Origin of the sequence: Proteiniborus sp., from assembly GCF_040308045.1 — a bacterium.
Classification (GTDB): domain Bacteria; phylum Bacillota; class Clostridia; order Tissierellales; family Proteiniboraceae; genus Proteiniborus.
On record NZ_JAWRHZ010000057.1, the window covers coordinates 40077 to 61594 of the forward strand.

26 protein-coding genes and 1 tRNA gene are annotated in these 21518 nt (G+C 30.3%); 2 read left to right on the top strand and 25 right to left on the bottom strand.

Features of this window, described 5'->3' with window-relative positions; genetic code table 11:
* Window positions 1-103 precede the first annotated feature (103 nt).
* The 4 genes from ABV008_RS12100 to ABV008_RS12115 all read right to left on the bottom strand — a co-directional run bounded on the left by ABV008_RS12100 (window position 104) and on the right by ABV008_RS12115 (window position 3047).
* Window positions 104-1489 carry a hypothetical protein gene (locus tag ABV008_RS12100; protein WP_352420086.1) on the bottom strand — a complete coding sequence of 462 codons (1386 nt, stop codon included), beginning with the start codon at window positions 1487-1489 and terminating at the stop codon, window positions 104-106.
* 105 nt (window positions 1490-1594) lie between these two features.
* On the bottom strand, window positions 1595-2071 hold the full coding sequence (locus tag ABV008_RS12105; RefSeq protein WP_352420087.1) for a DsrE/DsrF/DrsH-like family protein: 477 nt from the start codon (window positions 2069-2071) through the stop codon (window positions 1595-1597).
* 69 nt (window positions 2072-2140) lie between these two features.
* Window positions 2141-2521: an adenine nucleotide alpha hydrolase family protein gene (locus ABV008_RS12110; RefSeq protein WP_352420088.1), complete on the bottom strand. Its 381-nt coding sequence runs from the start codon at window positions 2519-2521 to the stop codon at window positions 2141-2143.
* Between the two features lie 259 nt (window positions 2522-2780).
* Window positions 2781-3047 (bottom strand): hypothetical protein, encoded by a 267-nt coding sequence (locus ABV008_RS12115; protein WP_352420089.1) that lies wholly within the window; start codon window positions 3045-3047, stop codon window positions 2781-2783.
* A 140-nt stretch (window positions 3048-3187) separates the two neighbouring features.
* Between ABV008_RS12115 and ABV008_RS12120 the strand changes: the two genes are divergently transcribed.
* A complete protein-coding gene (locus tag ABV008_RS12120) occupies window positions 3188-3640 on the top strand; it encodes a hypothetical protein (RefSeq protein ID WP_352420090.1) in 453 nt (150 codons plus the stop codon).
* 64 nt (window positions 3641-3704) lie between these two features.
* On the opposite strand, the gene ABV008_RS12125 is transcribed toward ABV008_RS12120, so the two are convergent.
* The 9 genes from ABV008_RS12125 to ABV008_RS12165 form a co-directional block, all read right to left on the bottom strand.
* A tRNA-Sec gene (locus ABV008_RS12125) sits at window positions 3705-3801 on the bottom strand.
* A gap of 69 nt (window positions 3802-3870) precedes the next feature.
* Window positions 3871-4557, bottom strand: a complete 687-nt coding sequence (rluF, locus tag ABV008_RS12130) for a 23S rRNA pseudouridine(2604) synthase RluF (RefSeq protein ID WP_352420091.1) — start codon at window positions 4555-4557, stop codon at window positions 3871-3873.
* 71 nt (window positions 4558-4628) lie between these two features.
* Window positions 4629-5495 carry a GerMN domain-containing protein gene (locus tag ABV008_RS12135; protein ID WP_352420092.1) on the bottom strand — a complete coding sequence of 289 codons (867 nt, stop codon included), beginning with the start codon at window positions 5493-5495 and terminating at the stop codon, window positions 4629-4631.
* A gap of 73 nt (window positions 5496-5568) precedes the next feature.
* Window positions 5569-6792, bottom strand: coding sequence for a sensor histidine kinase (locus ABV008_RS12140; RefSeq protein WP_352420093.1), 1224 nt, complete (start codon window positions 6790-6792; stop codon window positions 5569-5571).
* Between the two features lie 199 nt (window positions 6793-6991).
* A complete protein-coding gene (locus tag ABV008_RS12145; RefSeq protein ID WP_352420094.1) occupies window positions 6992-7684 on the bottom strand; it encodes a response regulator in 693 nt (230 codons plus the stop codon).
* A gap of 100 nt (window positions 7685-7784) precedes the next feature.
* Complete coding sequence (gene selB, locus ABV008_RS12150; protein ID WP_352420095.1) at window positions 7785-9692, bottom strand: selenocysteine-specific translation elongation factor; 1908 nt, start codon at window positions 9690-9692, stop codon at window positions 7785-7787.
* A complete protein-coding gene (selA, locus tag ABV008_RS12155; RefSeq protein WP_352420096.1) occupies window positions 9692-11122 on the bottom strand; it encodes an L-seryl-tRNA(Sec) selenium transferase in 1431 nt (476 codons plus the stop codon). The genes selB and selA overlap by 1 nt, the downstream gene beginning before the upstream one ends.
* Before the next feature lie 34 nt (window positions 11123-11156).
* Window positions 11157-12197, bottom strand: coding sequence for a selenide, water dikinase SelD (selD, locus tag ABV008_RS12160; RefSeq protein WP_352420097.1), 1041 nt, complete (start codon window positions 12195-12197; stop codon window positions 11157-11159).
* A gap of 12 nt (window positions 12198-12209) precedes the next feature.
* Entirely contained in the window at window positions 12210-12857 is a 648-nt protein-coding gene (locus tag ABV008_RS12165) for a helix-hairpin-helix domain-containing protein (RefSeq protein WP_352420098.1), read from the bottom strand.
* Window positions 12858-13037: 180 nt separating this feature from the next.
* Between ABV008_RS12165 and ABV008_RS12170 the strand changes: the two genes are divergently transcribed.
* Window positions 13038-14321: a D-alanyl-D-alanine carboxypeptidase family protein gene (locus ABV008_RS12170; RefSeq protein WP_352420099.1), complete on the top strand. Its 1284-nt coding sequence runs from the start codon at window positions 13038-13040 to the stop codon at window positions 14319-14321.
* Between the two features lie 97 nt (window positions 14322-14418).
* Here ABV008_RS12170 and ABV008_RS12175 read toward each other — a convergent pair whose 3' ends face one another.
* From ABV008_RS12175 to rpmA, 12 genes are all read right to left on the bottom strand, one after another.
* On the bottom strand, window positions 14419-14799 hold the full coding sequence (locus ABV008_RS12175; protein ID WP_352420100.1) for a RidA family protein: 381 nt from the start codon (window positions 14797-14799) through the stop codon (window positions 14419-14421).
* A gap of 108 nt (window positions 14800-14907) precedes the next feature.
* On the bottom strand, window positions 14908-15561 hold the full coding sequence (locus tag ABV008_RS12180; RefSeq protein WP_352420101.1) for a helix-turn-helix transcriptional regulator: 654 nt from the start codon (window positions 15559-15561) through the stop codon (window positions 14908-14910).
* An 18-nt stretch (window positions 15562-15579) separates the two neighbouring features.
* Window positions 15580-15924 (bottom strand): ribosome silencing factor, encoded by a 345-nt coding sequence (gene rsfS, locus ABV008_RS12185; protein WP_352420102.1) that lies wholly within the window; start codon window positions 15922-15924, stop codon window positions 15580-15582.
* 21 nt (window positions 15925-15945) lie between these two features.
* Window positions 15946-16893 carry an LCP family protein gene (locus ABV008_RS12190; RefSeq protein ID WP_352420103.1) on the bottom strand — a complete coding sequence of 316 codons (948 nt, stop codon included), beginning with the start codon at window positions 16891-16893 and terminating at the stop codon, window positions 15946-15948.
* Window positions 16894-16911: 18 nt separating this feature from the next.
* Window positions 16912-17496 carry a bis(5'-nucleosyl)-tetraphosphatase (symmetrical) YqeK gene (yqeK, locus tag ABV008_RS12195; protein ID WP_352420104.1) on the bottom strand — a complete coding sequence of 195 codons (585 nt, stop codon included), beginning with the start codon at window positions 17494-17496 and terminating at the stop codon, window positions 16912-16914.
* Between the two features lies 1 nt (window position 17497).
* The gene (gene nadD / locus ABV008_RS12200) at window positions 17498-18139 is read right to left on the bottom strand and encodes a nicotinate-nucleotide adenylyltransferase (protein WP_352420105.1); all 642 of its coding nucleotides are present in this window, start codon (window positions 18137-18139) and stop codon (window positions 17498-17500) included.
* A gap of 91 nt (window positions 18140-18230) precedes the next feature.
* Complete coding sequence (locus tag ABV008_RS12205) at window positions 18231-18419, bottom strand: hypothetical protein (RefSeq protein ID WP_352420106.1); 189 nt, start codon at window positions 18417-18419, stop codon at window positions 18231-18233.
* 104 nt (window positions 18420-18523) lie between these two features.
* Window positions 18524-18820, bottom strand: coding sequence for a ribosome assembly RNA-binding protein YhbY (gene yhbY / locus ABV008_RS12210; protein WP_352420107.1), 297 nt, complete (start codon window positions 18818-18820; stop codon window positions 18524-18526).
* Window positions 18821-18839: 19 nt separating this feature from the next.
* Entirely contained in the window at window positions 18840-19022 is a 183-nt protein-coding gene (locus ABV008_RS12215) for a hypothetical protein (protein WP_352420108.1), read from the bottom strand.
* Between the two features lie 19 nt (window positions 19023-19041).
* On the bottom strand, window positions 19042-20322 hold the full coding sequence (gene obgE / locus ABV008_RS12220; RefSeq protein WP_352420109.1) for a GTPase ObgE: 1281 nt from the start codon (window positions 20320-20322) through the stop codon (window positions 19042-19044).
* Between the two features lie 88 nt (window positions 20323-20410).
* The gene (locus ABV008_RS12225) at window positions 20411-20977 is read right to left on the bottom strand and encodes a Spo0B domain-containing protein (RefSeq protein ID WP_352420110.1); all 567 of its coding nucleotides are present in this window, start codon (window positions 20975-20977) and stop codon (window positions 20411-20413) included.
* A gap of 248 nt (window positions 20978-21225) precedes the next feature.
* Entirely contained in the window at window positions 21226-21516 is a 291-nt protein-coding gene (rpmA, locus tag ABV008_RS12230) for a 50S ribosomal protein L27 (protein WP_352420111.1), read from the bottom strand.
* Window positions 21517-21518 lie beyond the last annotated feature (2 nt).

Here is a 21518-nt window from a genome sequence, read left to right on the forward strand (position 1 = left end):
ATCTTAAACCTATATTCTATTATTCTATTTTTTTTATATATTTCCTTTTAAAAATATATGGATATAATGTATATATTACCAAAATAGGATGACTAACGTCATCCTATTTTAATATGTCTATATCTATTGTATCTATCCAAATTGTATTATTTGGGTCTGTATTTAAGTAAATCTTTATGTACTGACCACTTTTAGTAGTGATTTCAATATTATGTAGTACCCAATTATCTGCAACTAAATTTACCTTTTTAGTCACTTGAGTAAGTATTTTATCATTAAACCCAAGTTTAAGAGTAACAGAGGAATCTGTATTTACATCTGAATTAAGCCATAGTGATAAGTTCACTGTTCTGTCTTTCACAAAAGCAAAATTATCATCTTGAAGGTCTATATAACCAACTAAAAATGAAGATTTTTCACTTTTATCATTGAAGGCCTTTAGTGAATACTCACCTCTATGATATCTTGAATAATCAATCTTAGCTATACTATTTTCATTTAATGACATAATTAAGTCCTCATTAAAAAACTTGTCCATGTTTTCTTTATAACTGATAATATCTTCGATTTGAGCTTCTTCATTTACAAGTTTAGTTGATGTATCTAATGTAGAACCATCTGCTTTAATATTATCTGAAACACTTATTTGTTCAATATTTGATACTACATTATTACTTTTGTTTTTTACTTTTAATAAGGAGTATGAACCCCAAACAATAACTGGAATTAATAATAGAATTGCCAATAAACCTTTAGTCTTCAATTTATAAGTGATTCTTTTTCTTGTCATACCTTTCCTCATTCGAGCTACTCTTTTAATATCTTCTTTTTCAGGATTAATTAGTTCATATATATTTGAAGTTTTAAAATCAGTAACTAAATCTTCGGCTCTAAAATAATCTCCCTTTATACAATTAATTATTATTCTCTCTATATCAGGAGGTATACCTTTAGATATACTATTATCTTTAATCTCTTCACCTGTAAAAATCATATGCATTGCATTTGCAATTACTAATAAAGCATCCTCTCTGCTACTATTTATTACTTTAGAATTTAATTTTAATATACCAGTAAGCTTTATATTTCCACTATCGTCTATTACTAAATTATTGTAATTAAACAAAGAGACAATAAACCCATAAGAGATTGTCTTAAGTTTTGACAAAGTCTCAATCAGATATGTAACGCTATTTATCTGCATAGTTAAAGTCATGTTCTCTTTTCTTAGGTGTTCTGATAATGTATTATAGAAATAATGCTTTGTTAGTATAACTATACCATCATCGGTATCCTTTATTTCTTTTATTGCTAAAATATATTTTTTTAACTCTTTTAAATCAGTTCCATAAAATATTTCCTTATCTCCTATTATGTTTAAAAGATAATATGCATTTTCTTCCTCATGCTTACAAGTATATATTTCTTGATAATCATTCTGACAATATAAATCTAATACTTCAAGATGATTCAAATAGGGATCTAGCATAAAATCTTCCTTTCGACTTGTTTGAGTATACTTTATCATTTTTAGCATAATTTGTCACATGTTTTTGACAAATAAGTAAAGATGAAAGGAATATTTGTAGAATTTTCATATGAAAAGTTGAATATCTGACTCTGATGCATCTTTAAGGTACTCATATACCTCTATTATCTCTAATTCTGGTATGAATTCTTCTTTTTTAAAGCCCATTACTTCTTGAGATAATTTGCACCCGTAAAATTTAACACCTTTTTTCCTAGCACCATCTAAAAAGTCTTTTAACATTGGCTTTTCTTTGTCTTGCATCATCTTTTTCAACATACCTTTACCTACTCCACCCATATTCATCCTTGATAATGTTAATTTTTCAGCACCCCTAGGCGTAAAAATACCAAACATCCTCTCAAAAAAAGACTTGTTTTTCGATACATTTTTATTTTCCTCTCTTAGCATTAATAGACCCCAAAAAGCGCAGAATATTGTAACCTCCATATTCAATTCTCTTGCTCCATTTGCAAGAATCAGTGCAGCTAATGCTTTATCATAATCGCCACTAAAAACTAATAAATTTAATCTTTTAGACAAAAAAAACACTCCTCTCGGTAATATACATATTTTTCCCAAAAGGAGTGCAATTAATTCTTAAATAGAATACTATATTATAATAAACTTTGCCTTTGGAAGCATTTTCTTAAGTATTAAAGCTATACTATTATTCTCTGGGTCTTCACCACTAGGTGACGAACCCATTATTATGTGGGTTATGTCATTTTTCATTGCAAAATCAGAAATAGCCTTAGTAACATTCTTTGACCTAATAACTGTTAAATCTGCCCCAACTTTTTTGGATACTCCAAATAAATATTCCAATGCTTCTCCATCATTTGAATTGTATAAAAAGTTATCTTTCTCACTAACAACATGTATAACAAATAGATTGTCTCCTTCTTCCATCTCATTATGGCCACCCATAATAAGTCTTTCACAAGTCTTTTGCTGGGTAACACAAACCATAATATTTTTCTTATCTTTCATAAATCAAGCTCCTTTCAGAAGAAAGTATAGAACAATAAAAAATAGGGCAGTATATTCCAACCTATATTATTATATCAGTGAATAGAAAAAAAATAAAGAAAAGAAGTGACATGTTTACTTTTGTTAATATATTAAAATGTGTTTGTATTATAATAGAAACACAAATATACCAATAATAATCATATTGTAAAATAATCTGGATTGACAGTTGCTAATAGTCAATAGTATTAAGGTGCTATTAAATTGCAATATAATTCCATTAACTAAAATCCTTAATTTCTTTTTTTAATTTGCTAATTTCATATTCCAATTCTTTTATCTTGTTTTCTGCATAAATTATGTTAGCATCAAGTTGACTTTGCTTTTGATTATCGTTTTTGTTTTGGCATGCATTTTGTGCCTCAGAAAATGTTGCTAAAAAAGATAAAAAATCGCCTGCTAAAGTTAAAAATGCACCTATTAATGTTAACTGAACAGGCTCAATGTTGCAAAATGGATTTTTTGAGGAATTCTTAGAATTACTCACATTTATCACCTCTCTAATTATTGTATTGGGATGATAGAATATTTGTGTATCTATTATTACAATAAAGGGCTTTTCATGAATAAATAATTTAGTATTAAGGTATCATATTTTAAGATGAATTATTAATGGGAGTGATTAGATTGAAAATAGAAGGTTATTTTCCTAGTATTAAAAAAGCTAATGAAGCTATTAAACAATTGCAGCAAGCTGGATTTAAAACTTCATATCTTGATTTGAAGGATGAATATGATGAAAATAGAAATATTAAAATGAACTTAGCAGGAACAGAACATTCGTCTAGTTTATCAGATTTAGTTTTAGGCTCAGGTTCAACCATTGTAGAAGATAGAAGTAAGGCATCTTTAGCTGCAGCAAATCCTATGGTAAGTGGAATGGCAAATATGGAAGAAATCACAGACATTAATAGTAAAATCGTAGTTGAAATTGGCAATGGAAATATTGAAGATGCGAAAAAAATAATTAAAGATATGGGTGGTATGTTAGATAATCCCGATGTAAAAACACCTAAGATTACTGGAAATGCAGATAGGGTATTTGATATGGCGCTAAATAGGCTTGATAGAAACAGATAAATATATTTAATTAAATAATGCCACTTTGATATAATTTTTCAAAGTGGCATTTATGAATATTATCTGGCGGGAGTATGTGGGAATCGAACCCACCCAAGAGGCTCCTAACCCCTCGCGCTGGTTTTGAAGACCAGAGGGCACACCAGCACCCATCTACTCCCATTATGTTATAATTATTGACACCAGATGATTATAACATACATATTTTTAAAATTCAAGGGTGATTTTTTCTATAAATCCTTCAATAGTTCATCTAGTTCTTTTCTAGAAAGATTCCGCCATTGCCCAATCTTCAAGTTTCCAAGCTTAATATTCATTATTCTAATACGTTTTAGTTTTATTACTTGGTAATCAAAAGCTTGACACATGCGCCTAATTTGCCTATTAAGTCCTTGAGTCAAAATAATGCAAAATGTTCTATCATCTATTAATTTTATTTTACATGGTTTGGTTACTGTTCCTAAAATTTTTACTCCTTTCGACATACCATTGACAAAATAAGGTGTTATAGGTTTATTCACTGTTACAATATATTCTTTCTCATGGTTATTTTCTGCACGTAAAATTCTATTGACTATATCTCCATCATTAGTTAATAAAATAAGCCCTTGAGAATCCTTATCTAGTCTACCAATTGGAAAAATTCGTTCAGGATGATTTACAAAATCCACAATGTTACCCTTAACATGTCTTTCTGTTGTACATGTAATTCCTACAGGTTTATTTAAAGCAATGTATATCGGTTTCCTCTTTTTGCCAATTGGTTTCCCATCAATATAAACTTTGTCACTAGATTCTACTAAACTGCCTAAATGAGCAGTTACTCCATTAATTGTTACTCTACCTTCTTCAATGATTTTGTCAGCCTCTCTTCTAGAGCAAATGCCTGTTTCGCTAATATATTTATTTATTCTCATCGGAAAATCCTTTCTCTTCTGTTTCTTTCATAGTAAGTTAGACTGTGTTCATTATTATATAATCTTTTAATTTACTTATTGTTTTTAATTTTAATAATTAAAGATTGATTTTCATTATATTTCATATTTATCTCCATCCAGTCACTTTTAATAATACTACCATCAGAATAATATAGATTCATCTCATATCGTAATATAGTTTCATTATCATATTTAATTATTTCATAATTAGTAATCTCATAGTCAACTAGTCCCCTATTTTGGGTTTCATAGTACAATTCAAAAATATTGTACCTTGTTTCGTTCTTATACTGAGTAGATTCCATTTCAAACATTTTTCTATAATCTCTTTCCATAAGAGCATTATAATATTCCTTCACCTTAATAATCGGGCTGTTATAAGGCATGTCTAAAACTAAGTGGCTAAATTCAATTGGTTCATTTAGCTTATATATATAAAATTTTTCTCTTTTTTCTCCTTCAATAAGTATTTGTACTTTATCAATATCTTCAATTGATGTTAAGCTATTTACTATAGAATAAATAATTAGAGCTTCCTCTACTTCTTCTACTTTTTCATTTATTAATGCTTTATTAAAATTCACATAAGCAATTGAATCTTGTATATTAATTGACAGCAATTTTACTCCATTAGGAATTACATTTCTAAACTCATCATTATCTGTACCCTTTAAAAGTTCATCTATGACTACTGTTTCTAGTTTTCTATTTTCAAGATTTACTGTTCTAATTTCTTTTGCTAAGACATCAACTTTTTTTAGTGGAAAGAACAAATTAATTTGAGCTTGAGTTCCTTTAGGTATTGGATTAATAAATGGATAATTTATATCATCTTCATGTATTGTTGTATAACTCTGACATCCTGAAAGAAAAACAATCAGAATTAAGATTGATATTATTTTAGGCTTATACCTCATAATAAAATCCTCCATAATATTGATAAATGGCTAAAATTCTTTGATTTGAATAGAATCATAACCTATTTCATAATTATAATTTTATATCATTAGGTATTTTAATATAAAACACACTGCCTTTTCCTATTTTACTCTCAACTTCGATATTTCCTTGATGTAGTGCTACTATTTGATTTGCAATGGATAGACCTAATCCTGTCCCTCCTGTTTTTCTTGATCTTGCTTTATCTATTCTGTAAAACCTATCAAATATGTGAGTAAGACCATTTTCGGGTATCCCTATACCATTATCCCTTACTTCTATAATGCACCATTTCCCCTGAGAATATAAACTAACTTTTACTTCTCCACCCTCTTGCGTGTACTTAATTGCATTTTCTATAATATTTATAATGGCTTGTTGTATTTTATCAGAATCTACTTTTATCTGAATCTTCTCATTTAAGTAAAGCTTTAATTTAATATCTTTCTTCTCTGCTAAAGGCTTTAACCTATTAACTATCTTTTCCAAAAGGAAATTAATGTAAGTTATCTTGTAGTTTAAATGAAGTTTTTCCTTATCTAAATCAACAAGTGATAGTAATTCGTCAATTATATTATTTAATCTATCTGATTCTGCAGCGATATCCATCATAAATTCTTTATAAATATTAATATCATCTTCATCTTGATGAAGAAGTGATTCTGATAAAAGCTTTATTGAGCTTATAGGTGTACGTAACTCATGGGAAACATTTGCCACAAACTCTTTTCTTTGTTTATCTACTTGGTCTAGTTTCATTATCATAGCATTAAAAGCATATGCCATATTTTTAAATTCGTCATTTGTGTTTACTTCGACCCTTTGTTTAAAATCTCCTTTAGCCATACTATTTATTACCTTTGTGAATCTCTCTAAAGGCATAATAGCAAATCCAGAAAAAATAAAACTTATTAAGGCTATTAACAGTATGCATACTATAGAAATGAAGAACAAGTTTAACTTAATGTGATTCACATCTTTGTATATATCATTTATGGAAATAGATAATAGAGTAGCGCCCACTACCCTGTTTTGTACAATTGCTGGAACGGCAACATACAAAACATGCCCATATTCTTTGAATTTGAAAGTATTTGTAGAAGTTTGTCCATTTAGAGCATTTTGAATCTCTTTATGTCTAAAGGTTTCTCCTAAAAATTCTTTATTAGAATCACCTTTTACTATTCCACTTTTATCTACTACAATTACTCTCCCATTAATATCCTTGCTATACTTTTCTGCTATTGGATTTACATACATTTTAGCTTCGCTCATAGAATCTAAGGTTATGAAGTGTTTAATATTATTTGCAACAATATTTGCTGTAATAAGTATATTTGATTTCCTTTGTTCAATATATATATTCAATATTAGTCGACTTATAAAAACATTAATAATAATAAGAGAAATAACCACTAATAATAAATAGGTGGAAACAAGTTTCCACCTTATACTAATGAATTTATTCTGACTATTAGGCCTTATTCCTAAAATAATAACCAACTCCCCATTTTGTCAAAATATACTCTGCTTGACTAGAATTTTTCTCAATCTTCTCTCTTAATCTTCTAATATGAACATCAACTGTTCTCAAGTCTCCAAAATATTCATATCCCCAAATAATCTCTAATAGTTCTTCCCTTGTAAATACCTTTCCTGGATTTGAAGCCAATAATAATAATAAATCAAATTCTTTAGCTGTTAAATTAATATCTTGACCTCTTACAGTAACTTTTCTCCCTAATGTATTGATGGTAAAATTGTCCAGTTGAATTATTTGCTCTCCAATTCGAGTTTCCCTATTGTTTACTCTTCTCAATATTGCTTTAATTCTAGCTTTAAGCTCTAGTATATTAAATGGTTTGGTCATATAATCATCTGCACCGTATTCTAGTCCAAGTATTTTATTAATATCTTCGCCTTTAGCTGTTAGCATAATTATTGGTACCTGTGATTTTTCTCTTACCCTTTGGCAGACTTCAAGCCCATCTATTCCAGGGAGCATCAGGTCTAATATTATTAGATCAAAATTACCTTTCTTAAACTTCTCATAGGCTTCTAATCCGTCATATGCTACATCAATTTCATATCCATCCTGCTCAAGACTATATTTAAGTCCCTTTACTAATAAAGCCTCATCATCCACGATTAAAATTCTGGTGTCCAAATTATCACCTCAAACACTATTATAGTTAACTAATAACATATTAATAAAGAAGTTCTATATAACTTTATTTAATCCTCTTTTTTGATAGAAATTAAATGATTTAATACAATATTCTTATATCACCAACACGTTTTGTAATCTTTTTATCATCAAGATATTCCATAAGAGCTATTGCAAGTTTTCTATTTGTACTCAATAAATCTCTAATCTGAGCCACCGAAATAGAACTATTACTTATAATATAATCCTTTACCATTTCAATTGACTCTTCTAATGCACATTTATGAACAATATTCTCTTCTTTTAGTCTTATTAGTATGCCAATATCTAGTAATGCATCATAAACCTGATCAATATCTTTTTTATTATATTTCAAGATATCATAAAACTCTTCTTTTTTTAAAGGATTAAACTTATTTTTCATAAAAACTTTTTCAATTTCTTGCTTTATCTCCTCTTGCACTTGATTAAATTTGACTTCAAAATTACTCAAAGCAAGGCTTTCATTTATCTGCTTTATTGTTTTATCATTTACAAGCTTATTTATGAAACTATCACCCAACTTTTGTTTAGCTGAGCCTAAATACTTACTTCTTATCTCTTCCTTGGATATTCCTGCTTTTAGAGGGTTATTCTGATGGAATCTTTTAAGTTCATCCGCTATCTTATCTGACAAATATTTTCCATAATCTACATGGATTATATATAAATCCTTAAGCAAACTAAAGGTTAGAACTTTATTGGCTTTTCTCAACTCTTCAATAATCTTCCCTATCCTTTCCTCAGTCATAACAGTCCAAATAGAAATATCTTTTATAGTAGGGAATAAATTGCTTTTATCCTTTATAATCTCCTCAACAACGTCTGTTATTTTACCCTTTTCCTTTATTTCTAACTCTCTTATTGTATCTTCATCAAATCTTTTTCTTTTTGGAGGATTTGGCTCTAATATTTCACCTCCACCAATTGTCATCATTGGTGAATAAAATCTTATTATAAATCTGTCTCCCCTTTTTGCAACTATTTCTTCTTCAAGTCTAAGTTGTGCGTAGCAGCTTTCACCTGGTGTCAATTGTTCTCTATCTAAAAAAACTACTCTACATAATACTTCACTAGATCCAGTATAAAGTCTTAGCCTTGTCCTATTATCAATAATTCTTTGCGAATCCTCTAAAAGTTTAAGTTTAACATCTATCATCATTGTAGACTCCAATGAATCTATAGGGGCAATAACATTACCTCTTTCAATTTCACTTTTCTTAAGTCCTGCTATATTTATTGCAACTCTCTGTCCACCATACGCCCTATCACTATCTGTACCATGAACTTGAATTGATCTTATTCTTCCTATCCTATTTCCTGGGAAAACTTGAACCTCATCGCCAATATTGAATCTTCCTGCAGATAATGTTCCTGTAACTATTGTTCCAAAGCCAGACATAGAAAAAACCCTGTCTACAGGTAATCTAGCAGTTTCAGTAACATCTCTTTCCTTAACCTCTTCAGTAAGTCGATCAACTATTTCAATTACTTTGTTTATTCCTGACTTGGTAGTTGAAGAAACAGGAATTATTGGGCTATTTTCTAAGAATGTTCCTTTTACACCATCCCTCACATCTTCTTCTACTAATTCCAACCATTCCTCATCTACTAAATCTGACTTTGTCAGTGCAATAAGTCCTTCTTCAATTCCCAATAAGTTTAAAATATCTAGGTGTTCCTTTGTTTGTGGCATGATTCCTTCATCAGCAGCTACTACCAAAATAACTACATCTATCCCCATTACTCCTGCTAACATGTTTCTTATAAACTTTTCATGGCCAGGAACATCAATTATTCCCGCTCTTCTTCCGCTAGGAAGATCAAAATAAGTAAAACCTAATTCGATAGATATGCCTCTTTCCTTTTCTTCCTTTAATCTATCAGTTTCTCTCCCTGTGATCGCCTTGATCAAAGTAGTTTTACCATGATCAATATGTCCAGCTGTTCCTATTATAACATTCTTCATTAAAAGCACTCCCTTAAATAACTTCCAAGAACAAACTTTATGCCTTCCACTACAGTATCAAATTCTGATTCGTCAACAGTTCTCAAATCAACATATAATCTTTCCTTAAAAATACGTGTAACAATAGGTATGGTATAACTCCTTAAACCCTTTTCTAATGAAGAAATGCTTATTTCATTCGAATATATCATTATGCATTTAGTAGGTATTTGCTCAAGAGGCATAGAACCTCCTCCTACTTGAGAAAATTCATCTGTAATTTCAATTTTCAATTTATCTAGTTTGTTCTGTTGATTTATCTTAAACAATAATTTTTCAGCTTTATTAGTAAGCTCTTCTTGGGTCATTGTAAGCATTCTCAGAGTAGGGATTTTATTTATAGCTATTTCTTCATCTAAATATAATCTTAATGTTGATTCTAAAGCAGCAATAGTAAATTTATCTATTCTCAATGCTCTATTTAAAGGATGCTTTTTCATCATATCTATATATTTCTTTTTACCAATTATTATTCCAGCCTGAGGTCCACCTAGTAGCTTGTCACCACTAAAGGTTACAACATCCACCCCTGCTTTTATGGATTCTTGAACTGTAGGTTCATGCTGAAGACCATACCTACTTAAGTCTAGCAATACACCACTTCCTAAGTCCTCTATAACAGGTATATCATGTTTCTGCCCTAAGCTAACAAGTTCTTCCAAAGATACAGTTGAAGTAAATCCAAGTATCCTGTAGTTACTAGTATGCACCTTTAAAAGAGCTGCAGTATCTTCTCTTACAGCATTTTCATAATCTTCTAAATGAGTCTTATTTGTAGTTCCAACATCGACTAATGTGGCACCGCTTTGCTCCATCACATCTGGAATCCTAAAGGATCCTCCAATCTCCACAAGTTCTCCTCTAGATGTTATAACTTCCTTATTTTTAGCTAAACTACTTAGCACTAAAACTACTGCCGCAGCATTGTTATTTACTACCAATGCTGCTTCAGCGCCTGTAATTTTTTGTATAATATTTTCTAGATGGCTATATCTTGATCCTCTAACTCCATTATCAAGATCGAACTCTAAATTATTATAGCTAGAAGCTATTTCAGTTACATGTTCCATTATTTCTCTATTAATTAGAGATCTTCCTAAATTAGTATGGATGACAACTCCTGTTCCATTAATTACTTTTCTTAGCTTTGGTCTTATAGAAGATTCTACTCTTTTCTCTATTATTTCAGGGATTTTATGAATATGATTATCTAACTCTTCTAAGGTTAATTCTTTGTTAGATATTAACTCTCTTATCTCTGCAATTACCTCCCTTGTAAACTCAGTTACCATTTCTCTAGGAGATATTTCAAATAGTTGTTCAATTCTTATATCAGTTAAAATCTGATCGACTTTGGGCAATCTACTATATAGATTTATACTATTATTCATATACAACCCTTCCTATTCTTATGTTTTAAATATCTCACTCTACTAAAATATGCTTATTCTGTTTTTCAATTACTTCTCCAATTATTCCATACTCAGTAGGGCTGTTTTCTAGTAATCTTAACAGATCATTTGCTTTATTTGCCTCTACAGATATTAATAGCCCTCCTGAAGTTTGGGGATCAAATAAAATATCCTGTGTTTCTTGAGGTACTTTATCATTAAAACTAACCTTGTCTCCTATGAAACTCATATTTGAATAAGCTCCTGCAGGTACTAGGCCCATCTTTGCATATTCTATGGCCTGCGGTAAAACAGGAATCTTGTCAGAGTATAGCTTTATTGTAACCCCACTTCCTTCTGCCATCTCTAGTGTATGTCCAAGTAGGCCAAATCCGGTAATATCAGTACAACTATTAGCTCCTACCTTTATCATTGCATCTCTTGCAAACTTATTCAATGTTGTCATAGTTTTAACTGCTTTCTCATATGTTTTTTCATCTGTTAACTGTGCTTTTATAGCAGTATTTAATATTCCAATTCCTATAGGTTTAGTTAATATTAATAAATCTCCTACTTTAGCATTACAGTTTGTAACTACTTCGCTAGGGTGTATAAAACCACTTACACAAAGTCCATATTTAGGTTCGTCATCTTCTACTGTGTGTCCACCTATAAGTATAGCATTTGCCTCTGCAACTTTGTCATATCCACCCTTCAATATTTCAGCCATAACATTTGGAGATAAACATGTTGGAAAACATATAATATTCATTGCAAGCTTAGGCTCCCCACCCATTGCATATACATCACTTAATGAATTTGTTGCAGCAATTTGTCCAAATGTATATGGATCATCTACAACTGGTGTAAAAAAGTCTACTGTTTGAATAAGTGCAGTATTTTCATTTATCCTATAAACTGCTGCATCATCAGAGGTTTCTATACCTACGATTAAATTTTCATCATATGTTTTTGGTAATTGACACAGTACCTGTGCCAAGGTATCAGGACCTATTTTAGCTGCTCATCCTGAGCTTTTTGTCATTTCAGTAAGTCTTTTTTCTTTTTCCGTCATACTTTTCACCCCTTATTTAGCTTCTATAAAGTCTTTAATTGCTTCAAACTTTTTATCTCCTATTCCAGATACTTTCTTTATGTCATCAATGCTGGAAAATTTGTTACTTTGTCTATGCTCTATTATTCTCTCAGCTAGAACAGAACCTATGCCAGAAAGTTTTTGGAGTTCCTCTTTAGTCGCTGTATTAATATTGATTTTTCCTTGAGTACTATTTTTATTATCGTTCTGGTTAATAAATAGAGTATCTAATTCAGAAGTATCTTCACCTATCTTAGGTATATATATCTTTTCCTCATCGTATACCTTTTTTGCTAGATTTATTCTCTTATCATCTGCATATTGAGTTAACCCACCTACTATATTGATCACATCTATAACCCTAGCACCTTCATGTAATTCAACTACTCCTGGATTCATAACTTCACCATCTATATGTACCATTATTTTCTCAAGTGAATCTGTTTTGTCCTCTAGAAAAGAATTTTCTTTACCATCATCTTCGACTTTTGAACTCATCATTTCCATGTCTTCACTCTTAGTATCTTCCCTTGCAAGTTCTAAATCTTTTTTCATATATATTTGATACCCCAAAGATATTATTACTACAATAACAAATATTAGTATAACTATTTGTTCTCTTTTTGTAAAGTTACTCATAAAAATCACCCCAATATATACATATTCTTACCATATAATTCTATAAGATACATGTATATCCTTCATATCATTCCATTTAATTTGTATAAAATTATTTAATTTAAAAAAAATATGTCTTGCACTTAAAAATAAAGTCATATTTTGATATACTATTAAGTGAGTATAAGCGGAGGTGATATGTTGAAAAAAATTTTTGTTTTTTCTATACTATTGTTTTTAACATTCAATTTTGGAACATATGTATTTGCAAATGAACCAGATATATCTGCTGAAGCCGCTATTTTGATAGATGCAGATACTGGAACAGTGCTTTTTGAGAAAAATATACACCAAAAAATGTTCCCTGCCAGTACAACTAAGATATTAACTGGAATAATCGCCATTGAAAATGGTAATCTTGAAAAAAAAGTAATTGTAGATAAAGAGACACCGTACGATATTAATGGAAGCCACATAGCCCTAGAGCCTGATGAAGTGATAACTATGAAGGATTTAATCTATGCAACTCTTATAGAGTCCGCAAATGATGCTGCAGCAGTAATAGCAAAACAAATCTCGGGCTCTACAGAAGAATTTGCAAAACTAATGAATGACAAAGCCAAAGAAATGGGGGCTAAAAATTCCAACTTTGTCAATGCAAATGGACTTCCTGATGACAATCACACTACAACTGCGTATGATTTGGCTATGATTGCAAAATATGCAATGAAAAATGACTTTTTTAGAAAAGTAGTATCTTCTTATAACTACACAATTGAGCCTACTAATAAAAAAACAGAATCCAGATACTTAAAATCTGCAAATAGACTTTTATATAGTAACGAAAAGATTAATGTAAATGGAAATAATGTAAATATAAAATATGAGGGAGTCAATGGTATAAAAACAGGATATACAGTGGCAGCTCAGCAGTGTCTAGTGGCATCTGCTGAAAGAAATGGTCAGAATTTAATAAGTGTAGTTTTAAAAGCAAATGGTACTAATGTTTACATAGATACACATAAACTCTTAAACTATGGATTTGATAACTTCTCAAATGTTAAAATCGCATTTAAGAATGAATATATTGATAATATTGATGTTGAAAATGGAGACAAACCATTTGTTACTGGAATAGTAGGCAGTGACTTATATAGCCTTGTACCTAAGGGTAGAGAAAATGAAGTAAAAAGAAATATTATCATTCCAGAGAAAATTTCTGCTCCTATTTCCAAAGGACAAGTTATAGGGAAAATTGAACTTAAAATAGATAATAAAGTAATAGATACTTGTAATATAGTATCTGCTATGGAAATAGATCAAAAAGCAGTTTTTGATGTTGTTAATCTAAACAGTAAAGAATCCATTCTAAAAAAATGGTGGATTTGGCTAATAATATTATTTTTAATCTGGAGAATATATATAGAAATAAAGAGAAGGAATATTAGAAGGAAAAGAAAACAATCTTATCTTTATATTAAGTAGATTATTGAACACAAAATCAGTGTCGGGAGATACTTTTCAAGTGTTAGGATTCACAAGTATGATGTTCCATATTAAAAAAGGTGACATATGTCACCTTTTATAATATTGCTATTGCTTCAATTTCTACATTTCCATCCTTGGGTAATCTCGCTACTTCAACGCATGATCTTGCTGGTTTATGGTCACTGAAAAATTCTCCATATACTTCATTTATTAACCCAAACTGATTCATATCTTTTATAAAAACTGTAGTCTTAACAACATCATTAAGTGTAGCTCCTGCTGCTTCTAATACGGCTTTAAGATTATTTAATGATTGTCTAGTCTCATCTTGTATTGTCCCATCTACTATACTTCCAGTTTCAGTATTAATTCCAAGTTGACCAGATGTAAAAAGCATATTTCCTACTGTTATTGCCTGAGAATATGGACCAATTGCCTTTGGTGCTTTTTCAGTAAATATTGTTTTCTTTTCCATCTATGTAACCTCCTTAAAGAATATAATTTCAAGAAAGAATAATAGAAAATAATAACACTTTCTATTCTTCCTTCTTCATCATCTCACCATTAACATATAGTATTATGATTATTCCAAACGTATCTCTTCAAGATAATTATATATTGTATATCTAGAAACACAAAGTTTATCAGCAATATATTCAACTGAACCTTTTATCAGAAAGACGCCCTTATCCTTCAACATGCTCACAATTTTGACTTTGTCTTCTTTACTAAGATAGGATACAGGTTTCCCGTAACTTTCCAGAACATCCGATATGATTTTCTCCATTAAAAATCCAACATTTTTATAGTCATTGTCATTATTAGCATTAATATCGTTTTCCGCTTTCCCATCTATTAAGCATAGAAATTCAAGGGTCTTTTTAGCTAATAAAAAGTCAGTTATGTCAAAACTAATTATCATAATACTAGTGTTCTCAGAGTCTTTATCTTTGAGAATAAAAATAGCAGTTTTTAGTCTTCTACCATCTTTATCTGTATAAGAAAAAATAGAATAGCCACTTTGTGCTTTAGCCCTATCTAGTGCTTCTAATTCATGTTGATTCATATCTTCATCATATTTTCTGTCTGTAACCTGACTATTTACTAAATAAACAAGTTTATGCTTTGAATCTTCCACATTAAATAAAGCTATTTCGCAATTCTGTCCTAACAATTCCCCTAAACCTTCTGCAAAGGAAGTAAGGTTCTTAGCTAATGTATCAATTTCAATAGCCATAATATATCCATTCCTTCTCTAGTTATATATTTCAATATCAATATTTTCAGCATCTGCCCATAATCGTTCAAGGTTATAAAATTCTCTATCTTCTTTATGAAACACATGAACAATGATATCTCCATAGTCTAGCAAAATCCACTTTCCTGAATTATACCCTTCTTTATGTCTTAAATCATGACCATTAAGATACATCTTTTCTTCAATAGCATCTGAAATTGCCATTACTTGCCTTTGTGAGTTTCCACTTAATATTACAAAAAAATCTGCTATACTAGTAAGTTTAGATATTTCTAGCACCTTAATATCAAAGGCCTTTTTGTCATCTGCAGATTTTATTATTATAGATAGTTGTTCATTCACTACCCTACCTCCTGATTAATATTAATTGTTAGATTCTTCCTTTTTTTCATCATTCATGACCAAATTATGCTCAATAAACATATTATCTACCATTTCTTGAGTTTTCCCTTCGTTATGAATAAAATACCATACTCCACTCATAAGTTTTGGTTGACCTGGTAAAGTTGCCATTTCAATGTTTTCAGTATCAATATTTTTTGCTTTAAGTGCAAATTTTGCTATAACTTCTAAAGGTATATTTGTATCAACATTTTCAATATAAGTATCAATGAATTTAGGTAGTTTAATGATGTTTATTGGATTTAAGGCCTTTTTAATTGCACTATTCATAAATTGTTGCTGAGCTTCTATTCTTCCTAAATCTTGATTGCTATAGCCTTTTCTATACCTTAGAAACTCTAATGATTTTTCTCCTTTTAAAATCTGTTTTCCTTTTTTTATGTCAATATTAAGAGGAGGATCTGCTGTTGGATCTTTATATTTCATATCCATAGGAACATCTACTTCTACTCCTCCAATTAAATCAACTACATCCTTCACAATTTTATAGTCAACTCGTACATAATACTCAATATCTATGCCCAATAAATCTCTAACTGCTTTAACAGATAATTCTGGTCCCCCATACGCATGAGCGTGATTAATTTTTTCCTTGTTTTTTCTTCCTCTTATTACAGCTTTAGTATCTCGAGGAATTGACAATATTGAAATTTTACCAGTAGTATCATCATACCTACATAACATCATTGTATCTGTTCTCTGACCTTTAGCTTTAGTCACATCTTTTGAGTCAACTCCCAAAAGAAGAAAAGTAATTTCTTTTTTATCATCACCTTTAATTAGTTCACTTATATTCGAAGCAAAAGAATTTTCATCGCCTTCATTTTTTAAAATCCATGTAACTATACCTCCAGAAATAATAGCAAATATTAGAAATGCTGTTACAAAAGTTCTAAAGAATTTTTTCATTTTCATACCACTCCAAGCCTATTTGTTTTCTTTAATTAGATAGTTTCTTGCATTTAATGTTTCAGGATGAATATACTGCCCTTTATCTATTATATATTTAATAGTTTTGTCCATAGCTTTAAGTAATGCTTCATCTAAATCCTTATAGGCTAGTGTTCTAATCGCATCTACGCCTGGGAATTTTCTTTCTGGTTCGATATAGTCTGATATATATATTATTTTTTCTAATAATGACATATTAGGTCTTCCTGTTGTGTGATACCTAATAGCATTAATAATTTCAATATCCTCAATTTGGAATTCTCGTCTAGCTATTTCAGCGCCCAAAGCACCATGGAGCAATGCAAAATTATCTATATGCACATCTCTTTGAATTATACCAAAATCATAGGATTTTTTCAATAATTCATGTTCATCTTGAAGCTTGCCACAGTCATGAAGAAAGCCTGCTATAGCAGCCTTTTCTCCATCACAATTAAACTTTGTTGCTAATTTAATAGCTTCTTCCATTACTCTTAATGAATGAAGATATCTTTTATATCCAATATAATGAATTAGCTTTGTTTCTGATTGATTTACAATCTTAGTACTGTTTTTTGTCATATTATAAACATCCCTTTGCAACATTCTCTAGATAAAGCTTATGCTTTATTATATATGACTCAACAGATTCTGGGAGTAAATACTTTACTGAATCTCCTTCTTTTATTCTGTTTCTAATATCTGTTGACGATATTTGTAATGCAGGTACAGAAATTGTATATATACCTTGGTTATACTTTGATTCAAGTTCTTTAACTTTTGTTTCTATTTTTGACATTTGAAAGCCAGGTCTCGTAGCAGCTACAAATTTGCACATGTTAAGTAATTGGTCTACATTTTTCCAGGTTGAAAGCTCAAGTAAAGAATCTGCTCCGGTTATAAAGTAAAATTCTGCTTTGTCTTTACAACATTTCTTCAATTCTATTATAGTATCAATTGTATACGTAACTCCTTTTTTATCCAATTCTATTGAAGAAACATCAAAAAAGGGATTAGAAATCGTTGCTAACAACGTCATTTGATATCTATGATCACCACTAGTAATTTTACTAAAATCTTTATGAGGAGGATTACCAGCAGGAATAAAAATAACCTTGTCCAATTTAAACTTGCATCTTATTTCCTCTGCAATAACTAGATGTCCAACATGAATAGGATCAAATGTACCTCCCATTATTCCATATTTTTTTATATGATTGCGCATAAAATATCCTCTCAATCTTAAATTGTTATAATATATTAACTTTAATTATATATTAATTTTTTGCTTATATAAACACAAAAACACTAAACCTTCAATTTAAATCAATATAATCTTTTATTTCCTTAATCTCTTTCTTATCATTGCAACATAAAGTATGAGCTTTTTCATTTTCAAAGTTTTTCAAATAAATAACTAGACTACCATCAGAATTATGTTCGTATTTTATACACTTGAATCCATGATCATAAAAGACTATTACTTCATTTAAACAGCTGTTCATATTTCTTCTCCTCCATAAATATAGTGTAAAAGCCATAAAGAGATTGGGTTCCCAATCTCTTTATATTTTCCCCATATTTATTTATTTCATCATAAGTTATAATGTTATAATCTAGGTAATTCTATTTTTTTGCTTTCTTCTGACTCACGGTAAATTACAAATTTATTCCCTATACTCTGAACAAATTCCGCATTTAATTTTTCAGATAGTTCCACAGCTACATTTTTTGCCTCTAAAAAGCTATTATTAAGCACATTTATTTTCACAAGCTCTCTAGCTTCAAGCGCTTCATCCACTTGTTTTAGAAAGCTTTCAGTTACTCCATTTTTGCCAACTTGAAAAATTGGCTCTATTCCATTGGCTAAACCCTTTAAGTAACTTCTTTGTTTTCCACTAATCAAAAGGTACACTCCTTTAACTTTATACTTCTACTTCTTTTTTTGTTTTTCTTCTATGAACTTCATAATTTTGCATTCCTTTTTTCCAGCCACTTCTCAATTTCTCAGATGGCTCATATTTACTATTGATTACAAAATCTCCTTTAGCTACGCAATAATAAGTTGGTTGATTTTCCTTACAATTGCCACAATTTATGCAGTCCATTTTCCTGATTTAACCTCCATTAATCAAAAAATTCAAATTCATAACCACAAATATTTACAATATCTTCATTATTTATTCCTAAAGCCTTTAACCTATCAACAACTCCTTTCCTTCTGATAACTTTTTGGAAATATCTTACTGAATCTAAATCATCAAAGTTAGTAGAATTGAGAAGTTTTTCGATTTGATGTCCTTCTATGAAATATTTGTTGTCTTCTTTTCTAATTATAATTTCATCACTCTTATCTGTCAATTCATATAATTTATTTTCAGCTATAACTTCTTTAATTGGTTCTGGTTCTCCTACCTCTTGAAGTTTGCTCCAAATAGCATTCTCCAGCTCTTTTATCCCTTGACCAGTAGCTGCTGATATGGCATATATTTCATAGCCAAGTTTACTTACCTCTTTTTCAAGTCTTTCAAAGTCACTACTTTCTCCTAAGATATCAATCTTATTTGCAACAACAATTTGAGGTTTACTTGCTAGCTTAGTATTGTATTTTTTAAGTTCATCATTAATTTTATAAAAGTCTTCAACAGGATCTCTTCCTTCCCGTGACGATATATCCACTAAGTGAACTAAAACTCTAGTTCTCTCAATATGTCTAAGGAACTCGTGTCCTAAACCGACTCCTGTGTGCGCCCCTTCTATAAGCCCGGGGATATCAGCCATAACAAAACTTCTCCCACCTTCAAGCTCTACAACTCCAAGGTTTGGAGTAAGAGTGGTAAAATGATAGTCGGCAATCTTTGGTTTCGCATCTGTAACTATAGATAATAAGGTTGATTTACCTACATTTGGAAATCCAACTAATCCTACATCAGCTAGTAATTTAAGCTCTAAATTTATCCAACGTTCTTCTCCACTTGTCCCTCCTTCTGCAAATCTAGGTGCTTGTCTTGTTGATGTCTTAAATTTCATATTTCCTTTTCCACCACGTCCACCTTTTGCAATTACAAAAGTACTGCCATCTTCAGTTAAATCAGCAATGATTGCATTGGTTTCTGCATCTCTAATTATGGTTCCTTGAGGGACCTTTAGAACAAGATCTTGACCCTTTTTCCCATATTGCATTTTAGGCTTTCCGTCCTCACCGTTTTGAGCCTTATGGTGTTTACTATATCTAAAATCCATAAGAGTCCTAATATTCCTATCTACTTGTAGAATTACGCTACCACCATCGCCACCATCGCCACCTGCTGGCCCACCAGCAGGCTCATATTTTTCTCTTCTGAAAGCGACAGCTCCATGTCCACCGTTACCTGCTTTTACAAATATCTTTGCAACATCTATAAACATTACATCCATCCTTACTGTTTAATAATTTTATTATACCAATTATGCTTAAGGTGTCAACTATCTATTAGTATTCCAAGTATAGTCAAAATTAATAACTATTTGATACATAACACAAAGTATCATCTAGCAATAAATCTTTTACTTCATTAAAACAAAAAATTATTTCATATCCATCATCAATTTTAGTAATATAATTTATGTTATCACATTTTAAATCTAATAATCTCGCATCAATATCACCGCTAAATACAAATTCTATTTTATTAATATGTTCATATATATCTACAAAAAGTTTTGCTTCTTCATTTTCTTTATATGTACAGCTGATAAAAAAGTCAAACAAGTAGGAAATACGTTCTAGAATAATTTTCTCGTTACTAATATTTCTAAGCTCATTATCCACACAGCTGTCAACGTCAACAATAATTTTTATTCCTTTGCTCTCACCAATCTTCACTTTTCTCTCTAATAATAATGACATAGGGAACACAGATAAGCAATAGCATTTGCTAGAATTAGCCGAGGCGGTTATTGCTTTTTCAATATGTTCCATGACTTTGTTCTTATTATTTAACTGTAAGTATCCGTATATAATCTGAAATAAATTCATATAATCATGCCTTTGTTCTCTCAGTAAATATTTAGCTTTTTTCATAAAATCTAACTCGATTTCCCTTCTTGCAATACAATCTTTATGTTTAAGCTTGAAAAACAAAAAAAATGAACTTATGCCAAGAAGTGATGTAGAAAATAATATTATTGCAAAAAAAAGATTAATTTGAATGCTCTTTGTAAAAATAATATCACCTCCCTTTACAACAACCCCTCTTCATCTATTTTAACATAATGATAAAAAAAATAAACAAAAAACCTACCATAACTGGTAGGTTTTTATTATTAAACTTACGCTAATGTTTCTACTGGATATACACTTACTTGTTTTTTGTCCTTGCCTTTTCTCTCGAATTTAACAACTCCATCAACCTTAGCAAAAAGTGTATCATCTCCACCTCTGCCTACATTTTCACCTGGATGTATCTTTGTTCCTCTTTGTCTAACTAATATATTGCCAGCTGGAACAAATTGTCCATCTGCTCTCTTAACACCAAGTCTCTTAGACTCACTATCACGACCGTTTTTAGAGCTACCTACTCCTTTTTTAGAAGCAAATAGTTGTAAATTTATTCTAATCATCT

Excerpts from the sequence above, each read along its gene's own strand:
- ABV008_RS12205 (WP_352420106.1), bottom strand. The coding sequence starts at position 18,419 with ATGAACAGCTGTTTAAATGAAGTAATAGTCTTTTATGATCATGGATTC.
- ABV008_RS12215 (WP_352420108.1), bottom strand. The coding sequence starts at position 19,022 with ATGGACTGCATAAATTGTGGCAATTGTAAGGAAAATCAACCAACTTAT.
- ABV008_RS12140 (WP_352420093.1), bottom strand. The coding sequence starts at position 6,792 with ATGAGCGAAGCTAAAATGTATGTAAATCCAATAGCAGAAAAGTATAGC.
- ABV008_RS12225 (WP_352420110.1), bottom strand. The coding sequence starts at position 20,977 with ATGAAAAAAGCTAAATATTTACTGAGAGAACAAAGGCATGATTATATG.
- rpmA (WP_352420111.1), bottom strand. The coding sequence starts at position 21,516 with ATGATTAGAATAAATTTACAACTATTTGCTTCTAAAAAAGGAGTAGGT.
- ABV008_RS12135 (WP_352420092.1), bottom strand. The coding sequence starts at position 5,495 with ATGAGGTATAAGCCTAAAATAATATCAATCTTAATTCTGATTGTTTTT.
- ABV008_RS12180 (WP_352420101.1), bottom strand. The coding sequence starts at position 15,561 with ATGGCTATTGAAATTGATACATTAGCTAAGAACCTTACTTCCTTTGCA.
- ABV008_RS12165 (WP_352420098.1), bottom strand. The coding sequence starts at position 12,857 with ATGAGTAACTTTACAAAAAGAGAACAAATAGTTATACTAATATTTGTT.
- ABV008_RS12175 (WP_352420100.1), bottom strand. The coding sequence starts at position 14,799 with ATGGAAAAGAAAACAATATTTACTGAAAAAGCACCAAAGGCAATTGGT.
- ABV008_RS12110 (WP_352420088.1), bottom strand. The coding sequence starts at position 2,521 with ATGAAAGATAAGAAAAATATTATGGTTTGTGTTACCCAGCAAAAGACT.
- nadD (WP_352420105.1), bottom strand. The coding sequence starts at position 18,139 with ATGCGCAATCATATAAAAAAATATGGAATAATGGGAGGTACATTTGAT.
- obgE (WP_352420109.1), bottom strand. The coding sequence starts at position 20,322 with ATGTTTATAGATGTTGCAAAGATATTTGTAAAAGCAGGTAACGGTGGA.
- ABV008_RS12190 (WP_352420103.1), bottom strand. The coding sequence starts at position 16,893 with ATGAAAAAATTCTTTAGAACTTTTGTAACAGCATTTCTAATATTTGCT.
- yqeK (WP_352420104.1), bottom strand. The coding sequence starts at position 17,496 with ATGACAAAAAACAGTACTAAGATTGTAAATCAATCAGAAACAAAGCTA.
- rluF (WP_352420091.1), bottom strand. The coding sequence starts at position 4,557 with ATGAGAATAAATAAATATATTAGCGAAACAGGCATTTGCTCTAGAAGA.
- selA (WP_352420096.1), bottom strand. The coding sequence starts at position 11,122 with ATGAATAATAGTATAAATCTATATAGTAGATTGCCCAAAGTCGATCAG.
- selB (WP_352420095.1), bottom strand. The coding sequence starts at position 9,692 with ATGAAGAATGTTATAATAGGAACAGCTGGACATATTGATCATGGTAAA.
- ABV008_RS12100 (WP_352420086.1), bottom strand. The coding sequence starts at position 1,489 with ATGCTAGATCCCTATTTGAATCATCTTGAAGTATTAGATTTATATTGT.